14 protein-coding genes are annotated in these 14,048 nt (G+C 55.9%); 11 read left to right on the forward strand and 3 right to left on the reverse strand.

Annotated elements, in window-relative coordinates; translation table 11 throughout:
• Positions 1–24 precede the first annotated feature (24 nt).
• From MICA_RS07020 to MICA_RS07040, 5 genes are all read left to right on the forward strand, one after another.
• Positions 25–975 (forward strand): DMT family transporter, encoded by a 951-nt coding sequence (locus MICA_RS07020; RefSeq protein WP_014103027.1) that lies wholly within the window; start codon positions 25–27, stop codon positions 973–975.
• A 65-nt stretch (positions 976–1,040) separates the two neighbouring features.
• The gene (gene fdxA, locus MICA_RS12035; RefSeq protein ID WP_014103028.1) at positions 1,041–1,379 is read left to right on the forward strand and encodes a ferredoxin FdxA; all 339 of its coding nucleotides are present in this window, start codon (positions 1,041–1,043) and stop codon (positions 1,377–1,379) included.
• A 238-nt stretch (positions 1,380–1,617) separates the two neighbouring features.
• Complete coding sequence (locus MICA_RS07030; protein WP_014103029.1) at positions 1,618–2,196, forward strand: CarD family transcriptional regulator; 579 nt, start codon at positions 1,618–1,620, stop codon at positions 2,194–2,196.
• Positions 2,197–2,580: 384 nt separating this feature from the next.
• Positions 2,581–3,462, forward strand: a complete 882-nt coding sequence (locus MICA_RS07035; protein ID WP_041794447.1) for a hypothetical protein — start codon at positions 2,581–2,583, stop codon at positions 3,460–3,462.
• Positions 3,463–3,646: 184 nt separating this feature from the next.
• Positions 3,647–4,534, forward strand: a complete 888-nt coding sequence (locus tag MICA_RS07040) for an RNA polymerase factor sigma-32 (protein ID WP_014103032.1) — start codon at positions 3,647–3,649, stop codon at positions 4,532–4,534.
• Between the two features lie 58 nt (positions 4,535–4,592).
• Here MICA_RS07040 and MICA_RS07045 read toward each other — a convergent pair whose 3' ends face one another.
• Together MICA_RS07045 and MICA_RS07050 are read right to left on the reverse strand one after the other, a co-directional pair.
• Positions 4,593–5,030, reverse strand: a complete 438-nt coding sequence (locus MICA_RS07045) for a GNAT family N-acetyltransferase (protein ID WP_014103033.1) — start codon at positions 5,028–5,030, stop codon at positions 4,593–4,595.
• A 1-nt stretch (position 5,031) separates the two neighbouring features.
• Positions 5,032–6,519: a M48 family metalloprotease gene (locus tag MICA_RS07050; protein WP_014103034.1), complete on the reverse strand. Its 1,488-nt coding sequence runs from the start codon at positions 6,517–6,519 to the stop codon at positions 5,032–5,034.
• Between the two features lie 118 nt (positions 6,520–6,637).
• On the opposite strand from MICA_RS07050, the gene MICA_RS07055 reads away from it, so the two are divergent.
• Genes MICA_RS07055 through MICA_RS07065 form a run of 3 tightly spaced genes read left to right on the forward strand, consistent with a single transcriptional unit; the run spans position 6,638 to position 9,757 of the window.
• Entirely contained in the window at positions 6,638–7,576 is a 939-nt protein-coding gene (locus MICA_RS07055) for a thermonuclease family protein (protein ID WP_236619868.1), read from the forward strand.
• Positions 7,506–8,534, forward strand: a complete 1,029-nt coding sequence (gene pip / locus MICA_RS07060) for a prolyl aminopeptidase (protein WP_236619869.1) — start codon at positions 7,506–7,508, stop codon at positions 8,532–8,534. Before MICA_RS07055 ends, pip begins: the two co-directional genes overlap by 71 nt.
• A 20-nt stretch (positions 8,535–8,554) precedes the next feature.
• Positions 8,555–9,757, forward strand: a complete 1,203-nt coding sequence (locus tag MICA_RS07065) for a phosphoglycerate kinase (RefSeq protein WP_014103037.1) — start codon at positions 8,555–8,557, stop codon at positions 9,755–9,757.
• 118 nt (positions 9,758–9,875) lie between these two features.
• Here MICA_RS07065 and MICA_RS07070 read toward each other — a convergent pair whose 3' ends face one another.
• On the reverse strand, positions 9,876–11,009 hold the full coding sequence (locus tag MICA_RS07070; protein WP_014103038.1) for a DUF2336 domain-containing protein: 1,134 nt from the start codon (positions 11,007–11,009) through the stop codon (positions 9,876–9,878).
• A 313-nt stretch (positions 11,010–11,322) separates the two neighbouring features.
• Here MICA_RS07070 and MICA_RS07075 point away from each other — a divergent pair, with 313 nt between their 5' ends.
• From MICA_RS07075 to MICA_RS07085, 3 genes are all read left to right on the forward strand, one after another.
• A complete protein-coding gene (locus MICA_RS07075; RefSeq protein WP_014103039.1) occupies positions 11,323–11,613 on the forward strand; it encodes a hypothetical protein in 291 nt (96 codons plus the stop codon).
• Positions 11,614–11,729: 116 nt separating this feature from the next.
• Positions 11,730–12,833 carry a tryptophan 2,3-dioxygenase family protein gene (locus tag MICA_RS07080; protein WP_014103040.1) on the forward strand — a complete coding sequence of 368 codons (1,104 nt, stop codon included), beginning with the start codon at positions 11,730–11,732 and terminating at the stop codon, positions 12,831–12,833.
• A gap of 4 nt (positions 12,834–12,837) precedes the next feature.
• Positions 12,838–13,983 (forward strand): aminotransferase class V-fold PLP-dependent enzyme, encoded by a 1,146-nt coding sequence (locus MICA_RS07085; protein WP_014103041.1) that lies wholly within the window; start codon positions 12,838–12,840, stop codon positions 13,981–13,983.
• Positions 13,984–14,048: the final 65 nt, after the last annotated feature.

A 14,048-nucleotide genomic window follows, 5' to 3' on the forward strand; every position in this document is an offset into this window, starting at 1 on the left:
CCCCTTGCCCCGCCCCGGTGCGCCATGACCGAAACACCCGTGAACCACCCGATCCGCGTCGCCCTGTTCATTTCTGGCAGCGTCCTGTTTTTCGCCATCATGAACATGTTTGTCAAACTGGCGGCGGAGACCGGGTTGCCGGTGCCGCAAATCCTGTTTTTCCGCAGTGTTATTGGATTGCTGCCCATCCTGTTCCTGATGGCCCAGCGCCGGAACATGGATTTGTTTAAAACAACACGCCACAGCGGCCACTTTGTTCGCAGCTTTGTCGGCTTCTTCTCGATGTGCTGTTTTTTCTGGTCGTTTGCCCTGCTCCCGCTGGCCAACGCCACGGCCATTCACTTTGCCTCTCCGCTGATCTTAACGGCCTTGGCCGTTTTACTGTTGGATGAAAAGGTCGGGCCGCATCGCTGGGCCGCGGTCATCATCGGCCTGTGCGCCGTGTTGTTTATGTTGCAACCCGCCGGGAACGGCGATCCAATCGGATCACTGGTCGCCATGTGCGCGGCCATCCTTGGGGCCTTTGCCATGATCGCCGTGCGGAAACTGGGCGATACGGAACACGCTTTGACCATCGCGTTTTACTTCACGCTCTATTGCGTGTTTTTAAGCGGCGTGTGGACCCTGTTCGTCTGGCAGACGCCATCCCTGCTCGGATTGGTTTACATGATCGCCACGGGGCTTCTGGGCGGGCTGGGCCAGGTCTGGCTGACCTACGCCTATGCCAAGGCCCCGGCGGCCTTTGTCAGTGTCTTTTCCTATCTGTCGATTGTCTTCGTGACCGCGCTGGACATCGCCGTCTGGGGCCATATTCCGCCATGGCAGGTCGGTGTAGGCAGTGTGATTGTGATGGGCTGCGGAATGTATATCGTCTACCGCGAAACCCGCAAACGCGCCCCGCTGGCCTCGGAAACCATGCCCTGCACCGAGGGCGAAGCCGCCCCGACAGAAGCCGATCGGATCAATCCGGTTTAAGGGGTCTTTATTTCCCGTTCCGCCCGTGGCATAAAACCCCCGCGTAACATTAGGGAATTGCCGCCATGACCTTTGTTGTCACCGATGTCTGCATCATGTGCAAACACACTGATTGCGTCGAAGTCTGCCCCGTAGATTGCTTCTACGAGGGGGAAAACACATTGGTCATCCATCCCGACGAATGCATTGATTGCGGCGTGTGCGAGCCGGAATGCCCTATTGACGCAATCAAGCCGGATTCCGACCCGGAAGCCGATAAGTGGCTGGAAATGAACAGAAAATACTCTGAACTCTGGCCCGTCCTGACCCGGAAGAAGGACGCCATGCCCGACGCCGAAAAATATAAGGACGTAAAAAATAAATATCAGGACTGGTTTAGCCCGAATCCGGGCGAAGGCGACTAACCGCGCATTCAAAACCCCTGTGTTTCTGCGGAATATGCCCCTGCATACGCCGTTATTTTTCATATAAACATAAACCTTGAAATTTTACCTTTTTTTCATTATATTGTCCGACATGCTCAACGGCGGGCGCGTGCGGGACGCTAGTTCATCCCCTGTCTCAGCTTCCTTCCATAAGGATCTGAAACGCCTCGCTTTCGCCGTTTCGCAGCCCGCCGGACACCCGGCCAGAATTTGAGTAATGGACCCCTATCAGACGGAGAAGGTGCAGACCATGGCGAATGATAATGTTGACTTCCGCAAAGGCGACTATGTTGTATACCCGGCCCACGGTGTTGGTCAGGTCGAAGGGATTGAAACCCAGACGATCGGCGGGATGGAAGTCAAACTGTATGCCGTGACGTTCGAAAAAGACCGCATGCGCCTGAAGATCCCAGTGTTCAAGGCGAAAACCGCTGGCCTGCGCAAGCTGAGCTCCAGCGACCGTTTGAAAGACGCAATGAAGACCCTGCAGGGTCGCGCACGCGTGCGCCGCACCATGTGGAGCCGCCGCGCTCAGGAATACGAAACCAAAATCAATTCCGGCGATCCGGTTGCGATTGCCGAAGTTCTGCGCGACCTGAAACGCAGCAACGACGAAACCGAACAATCCTACAGCGAACGCCAAATCTATCAGAGCGCGCTGGAGCGTCTGGCCCGCGAAGTTGCCGCCGTTCAGAAAATCACGGAAGTGAAAGCCGCTGAACAGCTGGAAGACATGCTGGGCAAAAAGAAAGATAAAGCCGTGAAAGAAGACGACGTGGAAAAAGAAGCCGCGTAATTCACCGCACAGATTTTATCCCCCCAAGGATAACCAAGGGAGCGCGAACGCAGGTTCGCGCTTCTTTGTTTTTATAGGCTCGCACCCGATATTCAGCATCCCCGTGAAAACGGGGATCCACAAATTTCAGGCCCCATGGATTCCCGCTTTCGCGGGAATGCTATTGATCAAATTTGTTTTCCGTTCAGATCCATACACAAAACTCTTCACCCACAACATCATCACAGCGCCACACAACAACACGCTGATTCTGTGGAGCTTTTCGTGCTATGACATAAAAATACTCTTGTGTGCCACAGGCCCCCTCCTATACTAGGAATTGATTCTGCACCTGTGGAATCAGCGTTTTGCCCATCACCCTTTTATTATTGGTTCGCTTCCATCGTGTCCGTCTGCGACCTTGTCAAAGATCAACGCTTCGCCGCCCTGGGAAACCCCCGGCGCATTTGGGCCATTTCCGCCATTCACGCCGAAGCAGACCGATTGGTGGCGTTGCACGATTCCATCTATCCGCAACTGGAAGCGGGCGACCGCATTGTCTACCTGGGCAACTATTTCGGTCATGGGACCGAAGCCACCCGGACGATTGATGAAATCCTCACCTTCCGTCGCAACGTTCTGGCCATGCCGGGATGGATGCCATCCGACATCGCGTATTTGCGCGGCGGCCAGGAAGAAATGTGGGAAAAGCTGGTCCAACTGCAATTCGCGCCCAACCCGCGTGAAGTTCTGGAATGGATGCTGGATCACGGCCTGTCGGCCACGCTGGAATCCTATGGCATGAACCCAACGCACGGGCTGGTCTCCACCCGTGAAGGCGCCATGTCCATCACGCGTTGGACCGCCGGGGTTCGCGCCGCCATCCGCCGCCACCGCGGCCATGACATGTTTATCACCCATCTGCGCCGCGCGGCCTTTACCCCGCCACAGGTGATGGAACTGGCGGCCACAGGCACCGGCGGAGCCTATGCCCGCGCGATGGACGACTCGGCGGCCCCGATGCTGTTCGTCCATGCCGGATTGAACCCCAACCGCCCGCTTCAGGATCAGGGCGACGCCCTGTGGTGGGGAGGCCGGTCCTTTGACGCAATTCATACGCCTTATGATCCCTTTGAAAAAGTAATCCGGGGGTTTGACCCGAACCAGGGTGGGCTCCATATCAATGGTGTAACGGCCACTCTGGATGGCGGGTGCGGCTTTGGCGGGCCTTTGGTCTGCGCCGGGTTTGACCGTTATGGCGAGGTTTTTTCTCTAATCGAATCATAAGGTTAGAGAAAACGGCCAATTTACCCAATTCTGCCCATTTCTCCGCCACATTCCTGCCCATATTTTAGAAGATACTAAACTATGCGGTTCGGTTCCCATATTCTTTGTAAGAATCCCGCAAGTTTGACCCTATACCCTTGAAGAGTAGACAGACGACAAGCCTGTTACCAGAAAGGACGCCCCCATGGCCCATATAGATGATCAAGGCACGCAGAAAGCCAATCTAAGCTATATCCGGACCTCAATGAACGAGCCGTTGCTGGAACGCGACCATGAGCTCGACCTCGCCCGCCGCTGGCGCGAGGACGGGGATGAGCACGCACTGCACGAACTGGTCCGCTCTTATACCCGCCTGGTGATTGCGATGGCGTCGCGCTTCCGCAATTACGGCCTGCCCCTGGGCGATTTGATCCAGGAAGGCAATATCGGGCTGATGCAAGCCGCCAACCGTTTTGAACATGACCGTGGCGTGCGGTTTTCGACCTATGCCACATGGTGGATCCGGTCCGCCATGCAGGATTACGTCCTGCGCAACTGGTCGATTGTTCGCACGGGCACGACGGCTGCGCAAAAATCCCTGTTCTTTAACCTGCGCCGTTTGCGCTCCAAGATTGAAGCCGCCTCTGAACGCGAAGGCCTGACCAGTGAAGGTCGCGCCCAGATCGCCAAAGAGCTGAAAGTCAATCTGAAGGACGTAGAAGATATGGAAGGCCGCCTGTCCGCATCCGACCACTCCCTGAATGCCCGTATCGGCATGGATGGCGAAGATGAGTGGCAGAGCCTGCTGTCCGATGAACGCCCGAACCCCGAAGAAATCGTGATCGGGATGAAGGACGCGCAGACACGGTCCCAGTGGCTGAACGAAGCTCTGTCCGAACTGAGCGACCGCGAACGCACCATCATCACCGAGCGTCATCTGGGCCACGAAACCGTGACGCTGGAAGATCTGGGCAAAGAGCTGGGCGTCAGCAAGGAGCGCGTGCGTCAATTGGAACAACGCGCCATGACCAAGCTGCGCCAGTCCATGACCCGTCACATTGACGACGCGGACGATATCCTGCTCGAAGGCTAAGACAGTTTATACAGTTGACTACCGAAAATCCCGGCATTCCCCCAATGCCGGGATTTTCTTATATGGTTTTGAACATAACAATATGGGGAATGTTTTGTTCATCAAAAGGGTCACCATCAATGACATAGCCCAGGGATTCGTAAAATCCCCGCGCGGTTTCACGTGCGTGCATGGTGATGGTTTGGACATTGTTTTTGCGCGCATAGTTTTCAGCGGCAAGAACAAGAACACGGCCAATCCCCTGTTTTTGCGCCCTTTCAGCCACAGCCATACGCTTTAACTGAACTGTTGTTCGATTGATCGGGTGCAACAGCAAAGTTCCAACGACCTCCCCGCCCGCCAACGCAGCAAAATGCACATCCGCAATCTCAGCCGCTAACTCTTCTTGCGTGAAATCCAACCCTAACGGAGCGCGCAGAATGGCACGCCGCAAATCCGTTACGGAGTCGTAAAGCGGCGTACCATACGCGACAATCTCGACAGATATCTCGGCCATCCTATTCGACGACGATCTTATACGCCTGCCCGGCCACAACCTTCGCTTCGCCATCCAAACCGTTCAGGGTCAGGAAGCGTTCAACGGTGTAATTATCGGTTTTGGCCATTTTTGCCGACAAGCTGGCAATTGTGTCGCCGGATTTGGCCGTCACGGTTTTAATGCGCAGTGGTTTGATGGATGATTTTTCGGCCTTGGTCATGGACCGCAAGCTGTAGCTCAACTGCTTCAGCCCATCCACCGTGGCAGCATTGGCCTGTGGCGGCCAGGCCATTTGAAAACGATAGACACGGTTGGGCGACCACTGCACGGCCAGCAACTGCACGGTCATCACCTGATTACCAATCCGGCCAGAGAACTGCCCCGTGGCGGCTGGTTTACCGCCAATACTGAGATTTTCAACATTGGCCAGTTGCTCGCCCCGCATCCATGACGTGGTCAGGAAGGTCAACGGATCAACACCCGCCGCATTCGCCGCAACATCAAACACCGCAATTGCACCCGTGGACGGGTTGCGGGCAATCACGGAATCCGGATTGTTGATGATGGTGTATCCATCCGGTGCCGTAAATGTCATGTCCAATTCCGGATGCCAGAATGTCTGACCACGCACAAACCCCTGCGCCGCACTGTCACCATAGATGATGTTGTTAATGGAATTCATATAGGCGTCGCGATTGGTCAGCCCTTCATTCGGCGGATATTGCGCGGCGATGTTCCGCGCATTGGCTACACGTTCCGCCGTTTGCGGGTGGGTGGAGAAATAGCTGAAGCTCTCCCCATTCCCGCCCTTGCCGTGCAGGCGTGCATCCAGCGCGGAATCCATCTGCAGGCTGGTCAGGAAACGTGCCATTGCACCCGTGTCGTATCCAGCACGGTTGAGGTAGCGAATACCCAGATCATCGGCCTGGCTTTCCTGCCCGCGGGAATAGGACGACAGATAAAGCTGGCTGCCCACATTCGCGGCATCGGCGGCACTCTGGCTATCCAGTGCGGCGGCCAGAACAGCAGCGCCCAGCGATGTTACAACGCCATGCGAATACCGTTCCGCCGTATGGCGGCCCGTGATGTGCCCAACTTCGTGCGCCAGAACGGCGGCCAGTTCAGCCTCGGAGTTCGCCAGCGCAAGAATGCCACGCGTCACATATACATACCCGCCCGGCAACGCGAACGCGTTGACCACCGGTGTATCAAGGACGAAGAATTTATATTGAACGTCCGGGCGTTCGGTGTTGGCGGCCACTTTCTGCCCGACCCGGTTAACATAGGCACTGAGCGCGGAATCGGATACCGTGCCGCCATATTGCTTCATCACCTTTTCATGTTCCTGCGCCCCGACGGACGCTTCCTGTTGCGGGGACATCAGGGCCGTAAACTGGCTTTCGCCCGTGGCCGGGTTGGTGGAACAACCGGACATCATGGCCCCCAGCCCGATCATCAGGGCCACAGCACAGACAGACATAAAAACGGGCTTGAATTGAATCCGCATTGGGGCCACTCTCCTCATCATGAAAAACGCCGTTATTTTAGCCCTTTTGATCACGTTTGCCACCCCGTTTACGGGGGCACCCGCATGGGCCCAGACATCTGGGAAAATGGGCGCAAATATGGGCAAAAATATGGATCCAAATGTGGCGTCTTCCGCCCTGCCCCCACAATCATTCAGCCCGCTGGTCGAAACCGGGGCGGGTACGGTAGCTCTCGCCGTGGATGGCCTGCGCCTGACCCTGAATGATGGACAGATTGTGGAATTATCCGGCATTGAAATTCCCGGGATGAACGAAATGGGCGCCGCCGATCCCAGCAATTTCCCATTACAGGCCAAACAGGCGCTGGACCAGCTTTTCGTAAAAGACAAAGATATCATCCTGTATCAAACACGGGACAAGGACACAGGCCGTGTCAACCGCATGGGTCACACGCTGGCCCATGTCGTGCAGAAACCGGGCAATGTTTGGATTCAATCCTATCTGGTGCGGCAAGGGCTGGCCCGCGTGGCCCCGACCCTGCGCAACCCGGAACTGGCCGACCAGCTTTATAAAATTGAACAGCAAGCCCGCGATGAAAAACGCGGGATCTGGGCCGATGGATCGGCTTATGCCGTGGTGAAAACGACAGAAGCAATCAACCCGTCCCCCCGCTTTATCGTGGCCGAGGGCACCGTGGTGAAGGCCGCCATTGTCAGCAACCGCGTCTATCTGAATTTTGGCGATGACTGGAAAAAGGATTTTTCCGTCGGGGTGGAGCCGGATGTCCGCCGGGCGCTGGCCCGGGCCGGGATCGACCCGCTCCAGCTTCAGGGCAAAACCCTGCGCATACGCGGGTGGGTTCGGGACTATAACGGCCCGTTTATCGACCTGGAAACCCCCGCCCAGATTGAATTTCCGGACGGTTCAAAACCATTGCCTGCCCCCGGCGGGGCCTTTACAGTAGAGGCACCGAAAAACCCCGAAACGGATACGGACCAACGCCCCAATGCCGGGATGGACGAAGATAGTCAAAACGACCAGCAAGCCCCCGCGCGTTCCGGCCCCGTCCGCGAATGAGCGGCAGCCGCCGCTGTTCGACCTCTATCCGCCGATCGCGCCGTACTCCAGTGGTTTTCTGGCGGTTGATGACACCCACAACCTGTATTGGGAACAAAGCGGCAATCCCGATGGTGTGCCCATCGTTCTTTTGCATGGCGGCCCCGGTGCTGGCGCAACGCCAACGCATCGCCGGTTTTTCGATCCCGCGCATTATCGCATTATTATTTTCGACCAACGTGGCGCGGGGCGATCAACGCCGCTGGGCTGCACCGACAATAACAACCTGCCCCATCTTGTCGACGACATTGAAAAACTGCGCACGCGGTTAAACATTGAACGTTGGCATATTTTTGGTGGTTCATGGGGTAGCACGCTGGCCATGGCCTATGCCGCAGCCCATCCGAAACGCTGCATCAGCCTTGTCCTGCGCGGTATCTTCCTGATGGAAGCGGATGAGGTGGAATGGTTCCTGTACGGCATGCGCATGATTTTCCCGGAAGCGTGGGAACGGTTCGTATCCATCATTCCGGAGCATGAACGCGGCGATTTGCTGAACGCCTATCACAAACGCCTGAATGGCGATGACAAGGTCGCGCAGATGGAAGCGGCCTTGCGGTGGGCGTTGTATGAGGGAGCCTGCGCCTCCCTGCTCCCGCACCATGAAACATTGACCAGCGATGATCAACGCAACCACGCGCTCGCGCTCGCGTTGCTGGAATGCCATTACTTCAAACATAACGTCATTCCACCGGACCAAAGCCTGATGAAATCCATTCCGGTTTTGCGCAACATTCCGACGACCATCGTGCATGGGCGGTATGATGTGATTTGCCCAATCCGCAAGGCGTACGATTTACACTTGCTCTGGCCCGAAGCCGATTATGTCGTTGTGCCCGATGGCGGACATTCCGCCATGGACCCCGCCATCCGATCCCGTTTGATCGAGGCGGTCGAACATGCAAAAACACTGCGTTAACCGTGATAGAGGAAAACAAAATGACATTTAAAACCATTCGTAACATTGATGTTAAAAACAAACGCGTGTTATTGCGCGCCGATTTGAACGTTCCGGCCAAGGACGGCGTGGTCACCGACACAACCCGTATTGACCGCCTGAAACCCACAATTGACGCGCTGACCGCTGCGGGCGCAAAAGTCATCATTCTGTCCCACTTTGGCCGACCAAAGGGTGTGACGCCTGAATTTTCCCTGCGTTTCATTGTTCCGGCGCTGGAAAAATCGTGGGGCCATGATGTCGATTTTGCCGATGATTGCATTGGCGCAGATGTTGAAAAGATTATTGGCGATTTGCAGGCTGGTGAAATCCTGTTGTTGGAAAACGTACGATTCCATGCGGGTGAGGAAAAGAACGATCCGGCCTTCACCGCTGCTTTGGCGAAACTGGGCGATATCTATGTGAATGATGCGTTTTCCGCCGCGCACCGCGCCCATTCATCGACCGAAGGGTTGGCGCATCACCTGCCCACCGCCGCCGGATTGTTGATGGAAGCGGAACTGAACGCCCTGAACGCCGCGCTGGAAAGCCCGGAACGCCCTGTGGCCGCGATTGTCGGCGGTGCGAAAATTTCGACGAAGCTGGAATTGCTGGGCAATCTGGTGGAGAAAGCCGATCTGCTGATCCTCGGTGGTGGCATGGCCAACACGTTCCTGCACGCCATGGGCGTGGACATGAAAAAATCGCTGTGCGAACACGACATGGCGGAACAAGCCCGTGAGATTATCGAGAAAGCGGTTGATCGCCGTTGCGATTTGATCCTGCCCGTTGATGGCGTCTGGGCCACGGCCTTTGCCGCCAATGCCGAACACGGCGCATGTGACATGGAATCCATCCCCGATGGCACCATGGTTCTGGATGTGGGTCCGGCCAGCGTGGAAATGCTGAAAAAACGCCTGCTGGATGTAAAAACGATTGTCTGGAACGGCCCGCTGGGTGCGTTTGAAATTGAACCGTTTGACGCGGGCACCGTTGCATTGGCAAAATTCGTCGCCGATCACACGGATCTGGGCACCTTTGTTTCCGTGGCCGGTGGCGGCGATACCGTCGCCGCACTGGAACATGCGGGGGTGATCGATAACTTCACCTATATCTCCACCGCGGGCGGCGCCTTCCTGGAATGGATGGAGGGCAAAACCTTGCCCGGCGTTGCGGCGTTGAGCGTGAACAAGAAAGCGGCGTAAGACGTTTCACTGTTCCCTCTCCCATAGGGAGAGGGTTAGGGTGAGGGGTTTATAGGAACGCAGAAAAAACCCCGGACATCCATCCGGGGTTTTTTATTTCCGTTTCAAGAGAAATCGTTTAGCGGCTCATGCCCATCATGCCCTGCGCCGATGTGACCGTCACCTTGTCATAGGCGCGAATGGCGGAGAGCAATTCGCTTTGATCAATAATGCGGTCTGCACTGCGCACACGCTGGGTCAGCATATAGAACCGCGTCATATCGGTTTTCTGCACACCCAACGCCTTGCACGCAACGGCCAGACGATGGCCGCCTGATTCCGAGATCATATCGTGAATGGTGCGCACATCCATGCCCGAATATTCGGCGAACATGGCGATAAAGGATGCGTATTGACCGCGTTGTAACGTGTCCATCATCGTGTTCACGCTCAAACGGCCTTTTTCCTTGTACGCCTTGGCCGCCGCAATCATGCTGGCCCCCGGCATAAAGGCGGGCATATCCACCGGACGTGTAGCAGAGGCGATTGCCTCGCCAAATTCCAGCATCACATCATCGACCGCATCCGCAGCGGGACCAGCAAAGGCCCCGAAATAATCGCGGATGTAATGTTTTAGTTCGGCCCCGACCACGCTGTACAAACGGCGCGCGATGTCTTCAGGCAATTCCTGGCGCATCAGAAGCGGTTTGGCCAGATCTTCGTGATCCGGAACCATTTCGCCAATCACGCTCATCGCATGAACCGGTAATTGAATGGCGTTGTTACGAACCAACACACCCGCCGTCGGAAAATCGCGTGTATCCGCCAGCACGTTGATCAATTGCTCGCTCATCCCCCGGCGACCGGCAATCGCCTGCCAGTAGGCGGACGTTTTTGCTTTAATGATGTACAGCAAATCCATATCGCTCAGGACGTTGCTTTTTTTCAGCACCGGCGCGGCGACGGAAATGTCATCATTTGCCAAATGCAACGCAACGCGCAATGGGACAGTGTCGATGACCGACAGACGTTCGGACAACGCTTCGCGCAAATCTTTCTCCGCCTGACGCATCAGGCTGATCAATACATCGGAAATCAGTTCTTTTTCCCGCGGGGCCAGTTCGGCCTCCAGCAGTTCGGCGACCGCGCTGGTCAGCTCGGCCCGCGCCAGCGGCGTATCATCCGTGGCCAGCTCATAAAGCTTATGGCTGTCATACAGGCGCACCAGAAGCGGTGCCACTTTTGGCGATTTTTCGAATAAACGCGAATCCATGAGTTCCCTCAACCCGATCATCACAAACACCTGTCAAAACGGCCTCTTCCTGTATGGAAGACGCCTGTTTCACCGCCAAATAACCAAGCATTTGTTTTGATTAACATTTTTGACTTGGCTGCCTGTTCCAACCTCTACCGGGCCGGATTCGGGCAACACACCCCACAGCACCCAATCTGCGCGCAAAAGGTTTAGATTAAGTTAAATTGCGAATCCGCCCTGCCCCAAAGGATGTGGGCTAAAAAGGACATGCTTTCTTAAGCAATTCGGCTTAAGATAAGAGAGGTTTTATTTTCAATATTGGGGACGCCTTATGGCCATTAACCCGCTGGGCAATTATGCCAGCCAACAAATCAACAACCCGTTCACCGCCCGCAGCGATGAACAGGCCCGGATCAATGACCGGGATCAGGACCGCCAGCGCGAAGCCACCGAAACCCGCCGTTCGGGGACGGAAGCCGCAGAAACACAACGGTCCGAGGCCCGGAATAACGGGTCGAGCCAGAATCGGGATAACGAGGTGCGCCAAGCCGCAGACACACGGGATGAAAGCACCTCACCCCGACGCCAGGAACGCGGGAGTGTCCTGGACATCTCCGTCTAAGTGTCTTTCAAGTCTTAACTTGGGCTTTTACGCGGCGTCCTTTTCTGGACGCCGTTTTGTTTTGTGCAACGCCACAGCCCTAGACACACCCAGACGGGCGCGGCACACTGCCCCGTATGACACAGGACAAGACAAAAAACTGGGACCAGTACGGGGAATACCTCGCCCTCGATACGCTGCTCGACATTCAAAAACCGTGGAGCGCCGATAAGGCCACGGGCGCGTTCGCGCATGATGAAATGTTGTTCATCATCTTCCACCAGACCTATGAGCTCTGGTTCAAGCAAATCCTGTTTGAATTGGATGATGTACAAATGCGGCTGGGCCGCCCGGTGGTGGATGATTGCGATATGCAGCCGATCGTCAAACACCTGCACCGCGTTGTTGAAATCCTGCGCCTGCTGGTGCGGCAACTCGATATTCTTGAAACCATGACGCCGCAGGACTTCACGGATTTCCGCGACCATCTGAAAACCGCATCGGGGTTCCAGAGTTTGCAATTCCGCCTGATTGAAACGCGCCTTGGCCTGCGTCGTGAGGATCGGTTGCTGTTCAACCATTGCCAATATGATGCGGGATATTGCCCGGCATCGCAAACCGCCATCAATACGGCGGAACATGAAACCACTCTGTTCGACCAGATCGACAAATGGCTGGCCCGCACACCGTTTGTGGACCGGGATGATTATAAATTCTGGGATTCATACCGCGCTGCCGTGCACACCATGCTGGACGGGCGCGAAGCCATGGCCCGCCATGCGGTGGATGGTGATATTCTGGACCGCGAACTGGCCGCCATTGCCCGCAACCGCACGAAATTCGACAGCATCTTTAACAAGGATGCGGATACGTCATCCTCCCCATCTTCTTCGTGGCGCCTGTCGTGGCGCGCGTTACAGGCCGCATTGTTCATCACCGTTTATAAAACCGAACCCGCGTTGCAAGGCCCCGCCAGCCTGCTGGGCCACATCATGGATATTGATGCCGCCATGTCGCAATGGCGGTACCGCCATGCTTTGATGGTTCAGCGCATGGTCGGCATGAATGTCGGCACTGGCGGGTCCGCCGGATATGGATACCTCATGCAGACATTGGAAAAGCACCGGATTTTCACCGATCTTTTCGCCCTCTCCACCTACCTGATCCCCAGCCACGCGCGCCCGCCGTTGCCCCAAACGATCAGCAACCAGATGGGATACCGCTATGGCACCACGGGATAATGGTATGATGTCCGATTTTCGCAAATTGTTTGGCACCGCGTTGGCCATGAATGCCAACAAGCTGCATTTCGCGGCCCACAGCCACCATCTCTGGCCCGATTGCACGCGCACGGCGCAAACGCGCTATTGGGGTTTATCGGCATCCATGGCCGATAATAAATGGGATGTGATTTTCAACACGGTTATTCCAACGGCGCAGGGCCATGTGGCCCGCATCCTGAACTTGCCCGTCCCAAACACGATTGCCTTTGCGCCCAACACGCATGAATTTATCAATCGGTTGATCTCCGCCCTGCCCGATCACCCACACATCATCACAACGGACAGCGAATTTCACAGCCTGACCCGGCAATTGAAACGACTGGAAGAAGATGGATCCATCACGGTCATGCGCGTTCCATCCGAACCGTTCCACTCCTTCACCGATCGCATGATCGACGCGGTGAAATCAACGCCCGCCGCCATGGTGTTTTTCAGCCATGTTTTTTTCAATTCGGCGTATGCCGTGCCCGACCTGAAAAAAATCGTGGACGTCGTACCGAACAAAGACACGCTGGTGGTAATTGATGGATATCACGGCTTTATGGCCCTGCCCACCGACCTGTCCAAAATTTCGGGCCGCGCGTTCTATCTGGCAGGCGGGTACAAATACGCCATGGCCGGCGAAGGATGCTGTTTCATGCATTGCCCGCCGGGCTATGCCATGCGTCCGCGCAATACCGGATGGTTTGCGGATATGGGATCGCTGGAAGCGCGCCAGGGTGATGATGTGCCCTACTCTACCGACGGGTTCCGGTTCTGGGGCGCGACGTTTGATCCGTCGGGCCTGTACCGCCTGAACGCCGTAATGGAAATGCTGAATGACCTGAATATCGGCGTCGCCGATATTCATGCCCATGTGATGGCATTACAGGATCAATTTTTAGAAGGCTTGAAAAAACGCCCCGGCACATTGGTTTCGCCGGTTGATACACCGATCCGTGGTCATTTCCTGACCTTTGAAACGGACCGTGCTGCCGATCTGGCGCAAAAACTGCAAGACCTCGGCGTTGTCACCGATCATCGCGGCACGCGTCTGCGGTTTGGATTTGGGTTGTATCATGTGGCAGAAGATGTTGAAGCACTGACGCAAATACTATCGGGATTATAACACCACCCATAAAAGCATCCCCGCGAAAGCGGGGATCCACGGACGAGCCTGTATGGATTCCCGCT

Source organism: Micavibrio aeruginosavorus ARL-13 (assembly GCF_000226315.1).
GTDB classification, from domain to species: Bacteria; Pseudomonadota; Alphaproteobacteria; order Micavibrionales; family Micavibrionaceae; genus Micavibrio; species Micavibrio aeruginosavorus_B.